Raw genomic sequence first — 14,516 nt, forward strand, 5'->3', positions numbered from 1 at the left:
TATGGATGTTGGGCGCGAAGTTAGGTGGATCATGAATTGGCTGCAAGGCGATCGAAGCCATGGGTGGCCCGGGGATGTCGATTTTTGGTAAAAAAATTTTACCAAAAATTGAACGCAGAAGTTGCCTATCGGAAACGCTCGGCTTATTTGGTGAACTAGACCAATGTTACGACAGGGCGGGAGATTCGATTCATGAGCGGCAGACAAGACCGGCACGGGCTGAACGTAGACACGGTTCTGGCCGAATTCATTGAGCAGCAGGCGCTGCCGGGAACCGGGGTGGCCCCCGATGCGTTCTGGGCGGGCCTCGCGCGGATGGTGGCCGAGCTGGGGCCGCAGAACCGCGAATTGCTGGACAAGCGCGCCGAGATCCAAAGCCGGATCGACGCATGGCACCTGGCCCGCAAGGGGCAACCCATCGACATGGCCGAGTACCAAGCCTTTCTGCGCGAAATCGGCTATCTGCTGGATGAAGGCCCCGATTTCCAGATCGACACGGCGAATGTCGACCCCGAGATCGCCGCGACGCCCGGCCCGCAGCTGGTGGTGCCGATCACCAATGCGCGTTTTGCCCTGAACGCGGCCAACGCCCGCTGGGGCAGCCTGTATGACGCGCTCTATGGCACCGACGCGATGGGCGACCTGCCGCAAGGGGGTGGCTATGACGCGGCCCGCGGTGCGCGGGTCATCGCTTGGGCCAAGGCGTTTCTAGACGAGGCAGCACCGCTTGCCCAAGGCAGCTGGGCCGATGTATCCGGTCTGAAGGTCGAAGGCGGCGCATTGGTTCCGGCGCTGGCCGAGCCCGGGAAATTCGTGGGCTTCGGCGGCCGAGCCGAGGCCCCGGACTTCTTACTGCTGAGGAATAACGGCCTGCACATCCAGATCATGATCGACCCGTCCAGCACCATTGGGGCCTCGGACCCGGCGGGCATTTCCGATGTGCGCCTGGAGTCGGCCCTATCCACCATCATGGACTGCGAAGATTCGGTGGCTTGTGTCGATGCCGAGGACAAGGTCGTGGCCTATGGCAACTGGCTGGGCCTGATGAAGGGCGATCTGACCGAAGAGGTCACGAAGGGCGGCCATACATTTACCCGCAAACTGTCCGAGGACATCGCCTTTACCCGGCCCGACGGATCGGCCGGCAGCCTCAAGGGCCGGTCGCTGATGCTGGTGCGTAATGTGGGCCACCTGATGACCAACCCAGCCGTGCTGGACGCCGAGGGCAACGAGATCGGCGAGGGGCTGATGGACGCGCTTTGCACCACGCTGATCGCGATGCACGACCTGCAGCGTGATGGCGGCAACTCGGTCCACGGTTCGGTCTATGTGGTCAAGCCCAAGATGCACGGACCCGAAGAGGTGGCGTTTTCGGTCCGGATCTTCGACATGGTCGAGGACATTCTGGGCCTGCCGCGCAACACCGTGAAACTGGGCATCATGGATGAGGAACGCCGGACTTCGGTAAACCTCAAGGAATGCATCCGCGCCGCGAAATCGCGGGTGGCCTTCATCAATACCGGATTCCTCGACCGGACGGGGGATGAAATCCATACCTCGATGGAGGCCGGGCCGATGCTGCCCAAGGGCGACATGAAGAATACGCCATGGATCCAGTCCTACGAGGATCGCAATGTCGATATCGGGCTGGCCTGCGGTCTGAAGGGGCGGGCGCAGATCGGCAAGGGCATGTGGGCCATGCCCGACCGGATGGGCGAGATGCTCGAGGCCAAGATTGGCCACCCCATGGCCGGTGCGACCTGCGCCTGGGTGCCGTCGCCCACCGCAGCGACCCTGCACGCGACTCATTACCACAAGGTGGACGTCTTGGCCCGTCAGGACGAGATCGCTGCCGGAGGCCCGCGCGGCACGCTCGACGATCTGCTGACCATCCCGCTGCTTGGCGGCCGCAACCTCAGCGACGACGAGATCACCCGCGAGATCGAGAACAACGCACAGGGCATCCTGGGATACGTCGTACGCTGGGTCGATCAGGGCGTCGGCTGCTCGAAGGTGCCCGATATCAACGACGTGGGTCTGATGGAGGATCGCGCCACCTGCCGGATCTCGAGCCAGGCGCTGGCCAACTGGCTGCATCACGACGTGATCAGCGCCGATCATGTGATGGCCGCGATGAAGAAGATGGCCGCAGTGGTTGACCGTCAGAACGCGGAGGACCCGGCCTATCGGCCCATGGCACCGGGTTACGACGGCATCGCCTTCCAGGCCGCCTGCGACCTGGTGTTCAAGGGGCGGGTGCAGCCCTCGGGCTATACCGAGCCGGTCCTGCATGCGCGACGGCTGGAACTGAAGGCCCGTCAGGGCTAGAACCGGGACAGACCACCGCAGACAGAGGACAAGATCATGTCGGTTTCACTCAGAAAGGCCCGCACCATCATTCGCAAAACCCTTGAGAAAGGGCGCGAGATGGACCTGAAACCCCTGTCGGTGGTGGTGCTGGACGCTGGCGGCCATGTCATCGCCTTCGAGCGCGAGGACGGCGCGGCCCCCGGCCGGTTCGCGATTGCCCATGGCAAGGCCTATGGATCGGTCATGCTGGGTATGGCAGGCACCGCCCAGATGCAGCGGGCCGAGGCGCAGGCCTATTTCATGGCCGCGGTGAATGGGGTCTATGGCGGTCAGGTCGTGCCGGTGCCGGGCGGCGTGCTGTTGCGCGACCGCAAGGGCGCGGTGATCGGGGCCGTCGGCGTCACCGGCGACACCTCGGACAACGACGTGGTTGCAGCCATGGCCGGGATCGATGCCGCTGGGCTGACCGGCGAGACCTGATCGGTTGGTGCTGCCGTCACGCACACGGCAGATCGTTCGGGAAATCCGTCCAGCGCTCTGCGGAAATCGGAAACGAAATGTGCGTATCTGAACACGTCCTTGCGCCATGGTGCAGGGCGTGTTTTCTTGCACGTTACTGAAGGGGCGGATAATTTCCGACCAGTGCATGTAAAACAGCAAGGTAGCGGAATGTCCCGACCCGTCGTTGGCATCATCGGCAATTCGTATCTGATGAACGACCAGTATCCCACCCATGCCGGTGGAACGATGAATTCGGACGCGGTCGCGAATGTTTCGAACTGTCTGCCGCTGCTGATCCCAGCCGACCCGCGCTATGTCGACGTGGCCGAGCTGCTTGAGGTTTGCGACGGTTTCTTGCTGACCGGTGGCCGCCCTAACGTTCACCCCGAGGAATACGGCGAGCCGGCAACTGACGCGCATGGTGAATTCGACCGGGCGCGTGATGCAATCACCCTGCCGCTGGTGCGGGCTTGCGTGGAACGCGGCCAGCCCTTTCTGGGCATCTGCCGAGGGTTCCAAGAGGTCAACGTGGCCATGGGCGGCACTTTGTACCCGGAAATCCGCGATCTGCCCGGCCGGATGAACCACCGCATGCCGCCCGATGGCACGCTGGAAGAGAAATTCGCCCTGCGCCATGTGGTCAAGCTGACGGAGGGCGGGGTTTTTCACCGACTGTTCGGCGCCAGTGAGGTGATGACCAATACGCTGCATGGGCAGGGCATCAAGACGGTGGGCAAGGGCGTGGTGATCGACGGCCACGCGCCGGATGGTACGCCCGAGGCGATCTATATCCAAGATGCGCCCGGGTTTACCCTGTCGGTGCAATGGCACCCGGAATGGGATGCCGCCAATGACCCGGTGTCGCGGCCCCTGTTTCAGGCCTTCGGCGACGCCGTTCGGGCCTGGGCTCGGGGAAACAAGGCTGCACCCTATCAAATGACGGCCTGATTGCCTTCCGGGCTCGTGCTAGGCGACGGTTGTCCGCCAGCTGTTGTTATTTGGGCATGGTGTCAGGAGTATTTTGGCAAGCGACCCCATGGGCGTTGCGAATTCCTTGATGCAACAGCAGGCTGTTGCTGACGTCAGCCCTGTTTCGGCGCAGGCGGCGGTTTTGAGGGAATTTACCGATGTCAAACCTTGGACAATTTGCCTTCCCGGTAGGGCGCTGGGTGGTGCCGATGTTCACGGCGGCAGTCTTGTCGTCGGAAGCGTTTGCGCAACAATGCGGTTCTTTGGGCGATTTGGTGTATATTGGACGAACCCGGGATTCCGCCTCTTCGGTTTGGTTGTCTGCAACGGGGCAGGGAAATTTCCGACTGGAAGCCGCCCAAGGCAATTCGACGGTCGACACGTGGAGCAGTTCGCGGAAGGGTGTTCATCTTTCGCTTTCGCCCTTTGTTTCCAATGGTAACGGTGGCGTTCACCGGCTTTTCAAGCAAGGTGGTGCGCCAAATGGCAAAGACTGCCTGATTGATACGCAAAACCAGAAACGTGATTGGACCTTGCCGGGTGGGGGTGGGGGTAACGGTGGCGGCAACGGCGGCTCGGGTGGCGGCTTTGGCGGTGGCGGCAACGGCGGTTCGGGCGGCGGTTTTGGCGGTGGCGGCAACGGTGGCTCGGGCGGCGGCTTTGGCGGTGGCGGCAACGGCGGTTCGGGCGGCGGTTTTGGCGGAGGCGGCAACGGCGGCTCGGGCGGCGGTTTTGGCGGTGGCGGCAACGGCGGTTCGGGCGGCGGTTTTGGCGGTGGCGGCAACGGCGGCTCCGGCGGCGGCTTTGGCGGAGGCGGCAATGGTGGCTCCGGCGGTGGTGGTGTCGCCACGACAGCGGTGCCGCGCACGAGCAGTGGCAATGGCCGACGTGACTACTACCCAAGGTCTGCATGCGTTCAGGAGGCGTCGGGTAAGCTGGACCCGGCGCTGTGCGACCCGGTCGTGGGTCCACCACTGACGCCGGGACGGGAATGGGCGCCGCCCACCCCCTGGAACGTGTGGTCTGATTTCACCTATACCGAAACCCAAGACACTCGGGGCTTTCGGGACACGGATATTTCAGACAGTTATTTCGCAGCGGGTATCGATCGGCTTGTTCGCGAGGACTTGGTACTTGGCTTTCAGGTCGAATACGAAAACACGAACACGCAAGGCTTCAGTGGTCAGCTTGCGAAGGATGTGAGTGGGGTGTCTGTGGGCCCCTATTTTTCATGGCGCGCCAGCGAAACCTGGGTTTTGACCGGCGTTGCAACATATGGCCGGTTTACAACGGACGTTTCAGTGTTGCAGCTGGATGGCAGCTTTGATCGTTCGCGTTGGCGGGCAAACCTCGAGGCGATCGGCCAGTATGAAGCTGGGGCTTTTGTTTTGCGCCCCTCCCTTGCCTTTGACTACTATGACTATGGCGCCGCGGAATTTGAACTGAGCGGTAGCTTAGCGGGAAGTCCCACGAACATCATGAGCGAAGTCGGCGGCGCGCGGTATGGTGCCCTGACACCCGAGTTGGAGATTAGTCGGCCCTTCATGACCTCGAGATCCATCATGTCGCCTTACGTTTCAGTCAGCGCATCTTACTGGATAGACCGGGTAAATTTTGGTTTTGAAACGGCGGGGGCTGAATTAGACGATCTGACCTGGGCCACACGTCTGGGTGTGCGGGCGCAAGCCAGCGATGCCGTGTTTCTCGAAGCCTCGGTCGGATACCTGAGCCTGTTCGAGGCCGATCTCGATTCAACCGAAGCGTCCATCTATCTTTCTGTGAACTTTTAGCCCCTGTGCGGTCACGCTTGAAAAAGACCGGCCAGGGCGTCCGGGTCGGTCTTTTTCGTTTCATACCAGAAGGTTGAACTGTTTATTGAGCGGCAGGGATCGGGCGCGCTGGCCGGTCAGGTCAAACAGCGCGTTGCCCAGCGCCGGCATCGAGGGCGGCGTGCCGGGTTCGCCCGCTCCACCCATGAAGCGATTGGTTTCCAGAACCTGAACCTCGACCTGCGGCGCGGTGTGCATGCGCAGCGCGTCATAGTCGGGGAAGTTCATCTGCTCGACCTCGCCATCGGCAAAAGTGATTTCGCCATAGCAGGCCGCCGACAGGCCGTACATCATGCCGCCGAACATCTGCGCCTTGACGTTTTCGGGGTCCAGCGCCAGCCCCATGTCGCAGGCGATCCAGGCCTTGCTGATACGGATGGTGCCGTCTTCGTCCACCACCTCGATCACCTGCGCGACCGGGGTACCGAAGCTGTAGGTGAAGGCCACGCCGCGCCCCACGCCATCTGGGGTCTTGCCCGTCCAGCCGGACATGTCGCGCACGGCTTCCAGGCATCCGGCCGAAGGCGCGTGTTCGTCGCGCATCAGCTCCAGCCGGAACTCCAGCGGGTCGCGTCCGGCGGCATGGGCCATCTCGTCGATGAATGTCTCGTGGAAGAAGCCGTTGTGGCTGTTGCCGACCGAGCGCCAGAAACCTACAGGGATCTTCAGATCGGCGATGTGGCCGCTCATGCGATAGTTGGGCACCGCGTAGGGCTGGTTGAAGAACCCTTCGACCAGCACCTTGTCGGGGCCAGCGCCGGGCATGCCGGTATAGCGCTCGACGGCTTGCTGCGTGCAGGACTGCGCGGCGACCGCACCGTCGATAAGCACTGCCTTGCCATCCTGAACCGCGCCGCGCATCCGCGCCATCGCACCGGGGCGGTAGTAATCGTGGCGCATATCCTCTTCACGGCTCCAGGTGGTCTGGACAGGAGTGCCCGGCACCGCCATGGCAACCTTGGTTGCGATTTCGCCGAAATCCAATTCTCCGCGGCGACCGAACCCGCCGCCCAGATAGGTGGTGTGGATTTGGACTGCTTCGGTATCCAGACCCGCGGTGTTGGCAACGCGGAACTGGATCAGCGTGGGCGCCTGGTTCCCGCACCACAATTCCAAGGCGTCGCCGGTAAACAGCGCGGTGGCGTTCATCGGTTCCATCGTGGCGTGGGCCAGGTAGGGGACAGTGTATTCAGCTTCGATCACTGTTGCGCCTTCGGGAACGGTGCTGACATCGCCGTCATCGCGCATGGTCGAGTTCGGGTCCGTGTCGAAGGCCTTGGCGATCTCGGTAAAGATGGATTCGGTTTCAGGGGGATAGGGGGCCTCGCCCCAATCGACGTCGATGGCCTCGACCGCCTGGTTTGCCAGCCAGGTGTTGGTGGCAATCACCGCAACGCCATTGCCCAGATCGACAATCTTTTCGACGCCCGGCATCGCGCGGGCGGCGCTGTCGTCGAAGCCGTTCATCTGACCGCCCAGCCTGGGGTTCATCCGCACGCTGGCGAATTTCATGCCCGGAAGGCGCACGTCAACGCCGAACTGGGCCGTGCCGGTGGCCTTTTCCACCATGTCCAGACGCGGCAGGGTCCGACCCAGATAGCGCCATTCAGACGGGTCGCGCAGGGGCGCCTCAATCGGATCCATCTGCGCCACGTCGGCAGCCAGCTCGGTATAGGCGATTTTGCTGCCATCAGGCGCGATGACGTGGCCCGAGGCGGTTTTCAACTGGTCGCGGTCAATGCCCAGCCGGTCGGCAGCCGCCTGTTTCAACGTTTCGCGGGCCGAGGCGCCGGCCGCGCGCATCCGCTCGAACCCGTCCTTCATCGAGGTCGAGCCGCCGGTGACCTGCAGGCTGAGCGCCTTGCCGATCACGCCCAGGGCCTCTCCCAGGTTGTGCTGGAAGTTCGAGACGTCATAGCCCTTGTTGGGCAAGCTCTCGCCGATCAAGGCCGAGTTGTAATAGGCCGCCGCCGCAGGCCCGTGCAGAACGGTGACCTGATCCAGATCCACGTCCAGTTCTTCGGCGATCAGGGCGGCCCAGGTGGTTTTCACGCCCTGGCCCATCTCGGCGCGGGGCGCAAACAGGGTCACGCCGTTCTGATCGATCAGGATGAAGGGGTTCAGGGCCGCTTCGCCTTCGCCCGGTTTCAGCGGGTTTTTGGCAGGGCGATTGACGTAATAAACGCCGAAGGCCACGCCGCCGACGATGGCGGCAGACCCGATCAGGAAAGTGCGGCGCAGGATTTTTCCGATGCTGGCCATGAATCAGGCCTCCTTCATCTTGACGGCGGCGTCGTGGATCGCGGCGCGGATGCGGGGATAGGTGCCACAGCGGCACAGGTTGCCCTGCATCGCCTCGTCGATCTCGGCATCCGTGGGGGCGGGGTTTTCGGCCAGCAGCGCGGCGGCCTGCATGATCTGCCCCGACTGGCAATAGCCGCATTGCGCGACCTGATGGTCGACCCAGGCCTGCTGGATCGTGGCTAGGTTGTCGGGCGTTCCCAATCCTTCGATCGTGGTGACCTCGCCCCAGACATCCGAAAGGGCGACTTGGCACGAGCGGACGGCTTCGCCATCGATATGCACCGTGCAGGCTCCGCAGGCGGCCACCCCGCAGCCGAACTTGGTTCCGGTCAGGCCCACCTCATCGCGCAGCACCCACAACAGGGGCACGTCGTCTGGAAGATCGAACTGATGCGTCTTGCCGTTGATCGTCAGCGTGGTCGCCATGGCGCACCTCTTTTGGCTGTGGCTGGTTTATGACATAATTTATGAAAAATGTCAGTGCGTCAATTGACAATTTCGCGCGAAACTGTCAGAGGTCAATTCATGGCGGAAAAACTGGATGATACACGGGCAAAGGCGATTCTGACTTCGGCGTTTCAGGCCTTTTCCGCCTATGGGTTCCGCAAGACCTCGATGGATGACATAGCGCGTGGCGCGGGTATGTCCCGTCCGGCGGTCTATCTGCATTACAAGAACAAAGAGGCCATCGTTCGCAGCCTGACGCAGGCGCATTACGCCGAAAAGATCGCGGCGGTGACGCAGGCGCTGCAGGGCGATGGAGCGGTGTCCGACATTCTGGCGCGGGCGATTGACGCGCAAATCGCCGGGATGGCGGCCATACTGGCGTCGCCGCATGGGCTTGAAATGCTGGATACCAGCAAGTCCACCGCTGCCGACATCGTGGCCGAGGGTGAGGCGGCGCTGGCGGACCTTTACGCCGAATGGCTGAAGCGCGAACTGGCGGCGGGTCGAGTGCGACTGCCAGACGGTCCGGCCGAGACCGCGCGGACCATCACCGCCGCGCTGAAGGGGATCAAGATGACCGCCTCGAACGCCGAGGAGTTCGAGCAGCGCATCGCCCAGCTGACCGCGCTGATCGGCGCGGGGCTTGAGGTCAGGTAACCCGCTGCCGGATCTTGTATTCCGGTTTGTCCCACAAACGGTTTTGCATGATGTCCGCCAGGACCTCTACGGCGCGCGTCACGTCGCCTTCGTCGATATACAGCGGCGTGAAGCCGAACCGCATGATGTCGGGCGCGCGGAAATCCCCGATCACGCCGCGGACGATCAGGGCCTGCATCGCCGCGTACCCGTCGGCAAAACGGAACGAGACTTGGCTGCCGCGCATTGCGGGGTCGCGCGGGCTGGCCAGTTCCAGATCGGGGCAGGTGGCCTCGACCTGCTGGATAAACTGTTCGGTCAGAGCGATGGACTTCGCGCGCACATCATCCATGTCGGCCATGTCCCAGATATCCATCGCGGCGGCCAGCGCGGTCATCTGGATCACCGGCGGCGTGCCGACGCGCATGCGCTCGATGCCTGCGCCGGGGCGATAGTCCAGGTCGAAGGCGAAGGGGACCTCGTGTCCCAGCCAGCCCGACAGGGCCGGGCGCGCGGTGTCGGCCCATTTCGGCGCGACATAGATGAAGGCGGGGGCGCCCGGACCACCGTTGAGGTATTTGTAGGTGCACCCCACCGCGAAATCGGCGTTGCACCCGGCCAAGTCCACCGGGATGGCCCCGGCAGAGTGGGCAAGATCCCACACCGTGATGACGCCGCGTGCATGGGCCAGCTCGGTCAGCGCCTTCATGTCATGCATGCGGCCGGTGCGATAGTCGACCTCGGTCAGCATCAGCACGGCGACTTCATCGGTAATGTGCTCTGCCACGGCCTGGGGGTCCACGACCCGCAGCTCGTACTCCTCGCCCAGCGAGCGCAGCAGCCCGTCAGCCATGTAAAGATCGGAGGGAAAGTTGCCATTGTCGGACAGGACCACCTTGCGCCCCGGGTTCAGCTCCAATGCCGAGGCAACCGCCTGATAGACCTTGATCGACAGCGTGTCGCCCACCACGACCGTGCCGGACGCGGCGCCGATCAAGCGGCCGATCCGATCGCCCAGGTCGGTCGGCATACCCATCCATCCGGCCTTGTTCCACCCGGTGATCAGCATCTGGCCCCATTCCTCGGTCAGCATTTTCTGCACCTTTGCGGCCGCCGCCTTGGGCAGAGGGCCCAGCGAGTTGCCGTCCAGATACAGAACTCCTCCCGGCAGGTTGAACATGGCTTTGGTGGCGGCGAAATCGGTCATGCTGGATCCCTAGGGTTTTTCTTCTTCGATCTGGGGGTATCGGATCGACGCTGGACTGTCCATGATCGGGTGTTCAGGGGGCGATGGCCCGATTTCGGGTTGCGACACCTTGGGGTTTTGCCATCCTGTCCTGAAAACGGTAGGACGTAAGTCGGAAGCGACAATCTGCCCGTGATTGTCGCGACAACGAAGGGATGCGAATGCGCCGTATCGACTTACCGCCACTGTGGCTTGTGGGCTTTGCGGCACTGGCTTGGTTGCAGGGCCGCTATCTGTCGTTCGGCCTTTCGCTGGAAGGCTGGTTCACGGATCTGCTGAGCGGGCTGTTGATCGGTGCAGGCATCCTGCTGGCGGTTCTGGCAATCGTCGAATTCCGCCGCCACCGTACGACGGTCATTCCGCATGAAACACCCTCGGCGCTGGTGCAGTCGGGCATTTACAAGCGCAGCCGCAATCCGATCTATCTGGGCGATGTCCTGATCCTTGCCGGCTTGATCCTGCGCTTCGATGCCGTGTTGTCGATGGTGTTGGTTCCGGTCTTCGTCTGGGTGCTTGAACGGCGGTTCATCCTGCCCGAGGAAAACCGCCTTCGCCGCATCTTCCGTGCGGATTTCGCGCGCTACGAACGCAAAACCCGGCGCTGGATCTGAGATGCGCCGACCCGTGACACAACGTAATGAATGCTGCGCTTGCGAAATAATGTTGCGCGGGATACATGATTGCTTAACAGGAAATACCGATCAGCCGCTCGGACAGAGTGATAATTAGGGGGACATGCCGGTGAAAATAGGCACGCCAAAGGAAATACTAAAGGGCGAGAACCGGGTCGCGATGACTCCGGAGTCGGCCGTTCAGTTGCAGAAACTGGGCTACGACTGCGCGATCGAGAAAGGGGCCGGTGCGGCCGCCGGGTTCTCGGACGAGGCTTACGAGGCCGTCGGGGTCGAAATCGTCAAGACCGCCGCTTCTTTGTGGAAAACGGCCGACATCATCGCCAAGGTGCGCGTGCCCACCGAAACCGAACTCAAGCGTCTGACCAAGGGCAAGACGCTGATCTCGTTCTTCAACCCGGCCGGGAACGAAGAAGGGATGGAACTGGCCAAGGAAAAGGGCGCCAACGTCATCGCGATGGAGATGGTGCCCCGCATCAGCCGCGCGCAGAAGATGGATGCGCTGTCGTCGATGGCCAACATCGCCGGCTATCGCGCCGTGATCGAGGCGGGCAACAATTTCGGCCGGTTCTTCACCGGTCAGGTCACCGCCGCGGGCAAGGTGCCGCCGGCCAAGGTTCTGGTCGTGGGAGCCGGCGTGGCCGGTCTGGCCGCGATCGGCACGGCCGTCAGCCTGGGTGCTGTGGTCTATGCGTTCGACGTGCGCCCCGAAGTGGCCGAACAGGTCGAATCCATGGGCGCCGAGTTCGTCTATCTGGATTTCCAGGACGATCAGGACGGCGCGGAAACCGGCGGCTATGCCAAGCCTTCCAGCCCCGAGTTCCGCGAGGCGCAGCTGGCCAAGTTCCGCGAGATGGCGCCCGAAATGGACATCGTCATCACCACGGCGCTGATCCCCAACCGCGAGGCGCCCGAGCTGTGGACCGAGGACATGGTTCAGTCGATGAAACGCGGCTCGGTCATCGTGGACCTCGCGGCCGAGAAGGGCGGCAACTGCAAGCTGACCGTTCCGGACGAAAAGATCGTTACCGACAATGGCGTCACCATCATCGGCTATACCGACTTCCCCAGCCGCATGGCGACGCAGGCCTCGATGCTGTACGCCACCAACATCCGGCACATGATGACCGATCTGACGCCCAACAAGGACGGGCAGATCGTTCACGACATGGAAGACGACGTGATCCGCGGAGCGACCGTGACCCACGAAGGGCAGATCACTTTCCCGCCGCCACCGCCCAAGGTGCAGGCCATCGCGACCAAACCCAAGGCCGAGGTCAAGGAACTGACGCCCGAAGAAAAGCGCGCGCAAGAGGTCGCGGCCTTCAAGGCGCAGACGAAACAGCAGGTGACGCTGCTGGGCGTGGGCGGTGCGCTGATGCTGTTGGTGGGGCTGGTGGCTCCGGCCAGCTTCATGCAGCACTTCATCGTTTTCGTGTTGTCGGTCTTCGTTGGCTTCCAGGTAATCTGGAACGTCAGCCACAGCCTGCACACGCCGTTGATGGCGATCACCAACGCGATTTCCTCGATCATCATCGTGGGAGCGTTGATGCAGATCGGGTCGGGGTCTTTCCTCGTCATTCTGCTGGCGGCGCTGTCAATCTTCATGGCCGGGATCAACATCTTCGGCGGTTTCCTCGTAACCCGGCGCATGCTCGCCATGTTCCAGAAATCTTAAGGAGGCCGGGCACATGGAATTTGGCTTCACCACCGCCGCCTATGTCGTTGCGGCTGTTCTGTTCATCCTTTCGCTCGGCGGTCTGTCGAACCAGGAAAGCGCCAAACGCGCGGTCTGGTACGGCATCGTCGGCATGGCGCTGGCGGTGTTCGCCACGCTGGTCGGCCCCGGATCGGGCCTGTGGCCACTGTCGCTGCTGCTGATCATCGGCGGCGGCCTGATCGGTCAATACGTGGCGCAGCGCGTCCAGATGACTGAGATGCCGCAGCTTGTGGCCGCCATGCACTCGCTGGTGGGTCTGGCGGCCGTATTCGTCGGCTACAATGCCCATTTCGAGATCAAGAACGTCGCCGAAGTCTTTGCGATCGTTGACGCGGCCAAGGATGCCGACCTGTCGGATCTGGGGGCCTTCGCGAAACTGATCGCCAAGAAAACCCCGGCCGAGCTGGCCATTCTGCATGTCGAGCTGTTCCTGGGCATCTTCATCGGTGCGATCACCTTTACCGGTTCGGTCGTGGCCTATGGAAAGCTGGCCGGCAAGGTCACCTCGGCGGCAACCAAGCTGCCGGGCGGGCATGCGCTGAACGCGGCCGCGGCCGGCCTCTCGTTGATCTGTCTGATCTGGTACACCGCTTCGGGTGGCTTCTTCCCGCTGTTCCTGATGACGCTGGCGGCGCTGTTCATCGGTTATCACCTGATCATGGGCATCGGCGGTGCCGACATGCCGGTGGTAGTGTCGATGCTGAACAGCTATTCGGGCTGGGCTGCGGCGGCTATCGGTTTCTCGCTGGGGAACGACCTGCTTATCGTGGTCGGCGCGCTGGTTGGCTCGTCGGGTGCGATCCTGTCCTACATCATGTGCAAGGCGATGAACCGCCATTTTGTCAGCGTGATCCTGGGCGGCTTCGGCGGCCCGCAGGGCGAACAGATGGCCGTGGAAGGCGAACAGGTGGCCATCGACGCCGAAGGTGTCGCCGCAGCACTGAACGATGCCGACAGCATCATCATCGTGCCGGGGTATGGCATGGCGGTGGCACAGGCGCAGCAGTCGGTCAGTGAACTGGTGCGCAAGCTGCGCGCCAAAGGCAAGAACGTGCGCTTTGCCATCCACCCCGTTGCGGGCCGCCTGCCGGGCCACATGAACGTGCTGCTGGCCGAGGCCAAGGTACCCTATGACATCGTGCTGGAGATGGATGAGATCAACGATGATTTCCCGGACACGGACGCTGTCATTGTCATCGGCTCGAACGACATCGTGAACCCGGCCGCGCAGGAAGACCCGAACTCGCCCATCGCGGGGATGCCGGTGCTCGAAGTGTGGAAGGCCAAGCAGGTGATCGTCTCGAAACGCGGGCAGGGCACCGGGTATTCGGGTATCGAAAACCCGCTGTTCTACAAGGAAAACACCCGCATGTTCTATGGCGACGCCAAGCAGTCGCTGGACAAGCTGCTGCCAATGATCGACTGATCCGCGGCCCATATCCTTGGAAAAGGCGCCCCTCGCGGGCGCCTTTTTCCGTTTCAGGGTATGATGCCACAGCAACCCCCAACGGCACGAGGTGTTCCATGCAGAAGGTAAACGGCATTGGCGGTGTGTTCTTTCGCGCCCGTGATCCGAAGGCTCTGTCGCAATGGTACGAGGCCCATCTGGGCGTCAACCACTATGACCCTGTCCCGTGGAAGCAGCGCGAAGGCTACACCGTGTTTGCCCCTTTCGCCGAAGATACGGACTATTTCGGTGATGCGGCGCAACAATGGATGATCAATTTCCGCGTCGACGATCTGGCGGCCATGGTCGACCAACTGCGCGCGGCTGGAATCGCGGTGGAGACCCGAGACGAATGGAACAGCGAGATCGGAACATTCGCCCGCTTGAACGACCCCGAGGGCAATCCGATCGAGCTCTGGCAGCCAAATCAATGAGATAGCTGGCTTGTATACCGCGGTATCCATGTAAGTATATG

At 62.5% G+C, this 14,516-nt stretch carries 12 protein-coding genes; 9 read left to right on the forward strand and 3 right to left on the reverse strand.

Translation table 11 applies throughout. From position 1 onward, the window contains the following. Nucleotides 1-192 precede the first annotated feature (192 nt). The 4 genes from AC2FMN_RS02725 to AC2FMN_RS02740 all read left to right on the forward strand — a co-directional run bounded on the left by AC2FMN_RS02725 (nt 193) and on the right by AC2FMN_RS02740 (nt 5,570). Nucleotides 193-2,328: a malate synthase G gene (locus tag AC2FMN_RS02725; RefSeq protein WP_496686045.1), complete on the forward strand. Its 2,136-nt coding sequence runs from the start codon at nt 193-195 to the stop codon at nt 2,326-2,328. A 36-nt stretch (nt 2,329-2,364) separates the two neighbouring features. Beyond that, nucleotides 2,365-2,790, forward strand: coding sequence for a GlcG/HbpS family heme-binding protein (locus tag AC2FMN_RS02730; RefSeq protein WP_496678876.1), 426 nt, complete (start codon nt 2,365-2,367; stop codon nt 2,788-2,790). A gap of 189 nt (nt 2,791-2,979) precedes the next feature. Further along, nucleotides 2,980-3,759, forward strand: a complete 780-nt coding sequence (locus AC2FMN_RS02735; RefSeq protein ID WP_490360757.1) for a gamma-glutamyl-gamma-aminobutyrate hydrolase family protein — start codon at nt 2,980-2,982, stop codon at nt 3,757-3,759. Nucleotides 3,760-3,938: 179 nt separating this feature from the next. After that, on the forward strand, nt 3,939-5,570 hold the full coding sequence (locus AC2FMN_RS02740; RefSeq protein ID WP_496686047.1) for an autotransporter outer membrane beta-barrel domain-containing protein: 1,632 nt from the start codon (nt 3,939-3,941) through the stop codon (nt 5,568-5,570). Nucleotides 5,571-5,630: 60 nt separating this feature from the next. Here the strand turns inward: AC2FMN_RS02740 and AC2FMN_RS02745 are convergent, their stop codons facing one another. Continuing rightward, nucleotides 5,631-7,871, reverse strand: a complete 2,241-nt coding sequence (locus AC2FMN_RS02745; RefSeq protein ID WP_496686050.1) for a xanthine dehydrogenase family protein molybdopterin-binding subunit — start codon at nt 7,869-7,871, stop codon at nt 5,631-5,633. Nucleotides 7,872-7,874: 3 nt separating this feature from the next. Beyond that, nucleotides 7,875-8,339 (reverse strand): (2Fe-2S)-binding protein, encoded by a 465-nt coding sequence (locus tag AC2FMN_RS02750; protein WP_496686053.1) that lies wholly within the window; start codon nt 8,337-8,339, stop codon nt 7,875-7,877. Nucleotides 8,340-8,438: 99 nt separating this feature from the next. Between AC2FMN_RS02750 and AC2FMN_RS02755 the strand changes: the two genes are divergently transcribed. Then, entirely contained in the window at nt 8,439-9,017 is a 579-nt protein-coding gene (locus AC2FMN_RS02755; protein WP_496686055.1) for a TetR/AcrR family transcriptional regulator, read from the forward strand. On the opposite strand, the gene kynU is transcribed toward AC2FMN_RS02755, so the two are convergent. Next, a complete protein-coding gene (gene kynU, locus AC2FMN_RS02760) occupies nt 9,010-10,203 on the reverse strand; it encodes a kynureninase (protein WP_496686057.1) in 1,194 nt (397 codons plus the stop codon). The two genes, AC2FMN_RS02755 and kynU, sit on opposite strands and share 8 nt — an antisense overlap. A 200-nt stretch (nt 10,204-10,403) precedes the next feature. Here kynU and AC2FMN_RS02765 point away from each other — a divergent pair, with 200 nt between their 5' ends. From AC2FMN_RS02765 to AC2FMN_RS02780, 4 genes are all read left to right on the forward strand, one after another. Further along, nucleotides 10,404-10,853, forward strand: coding sequence for a methyltransferase family protein (locus AC2FMN_RS02765; protein ID WP_496686059.1), 450 nt, complete (start codon nt 10,404-10,406; stop codon nt 10,851-10,853). Nucleotides 10,854-10,983: 130 nt separating this feature from the next. After that, on the forward strand, nt 10,984-12,552 hold the full coding sequence (locus AC2FMN_RS02770) for a Re/Si-specific NAD(P)(+) transhydrogenase subunit alpha (protein ID WP_496686216.1): 1,569 nt from the start codon (nt 10,984-10,986) through the stop codon (nt 12,550-12,552). Nucleotides 12,553-12,565: 13 nt separating this feature from the next. After that, on the forward strand, nt 12,566-14,020 hold the full coding sequence (locus AC2FMN_RS02775) for an NAD(P)(+) transhydrogenase (Re/Si-specific) subunit beta (protein ID WP_496678892.1): 1,455 nt from the start codon (nt 12,566-12,568) through the stop codon (nt 14,018-14,020). 98 nt (nt 14,021-14,118) lie between these two features. Further along, nucleotides 14,119-14,475, forward strand: coding sequence for a VOC family protein (locus AC2FMN_RS02780; protein ID WP_496678893.1), 357 nt, complete (start codon nt 14,119-14,121; stop codon nt 14,473-14,475). Nucleotides 14,476-14,516 lie beyond the last annotated feature (41 nt).

The sequence above is a fragment of the Ruegeria sp. BHSC037 genome, assembly GCF_059613045.1.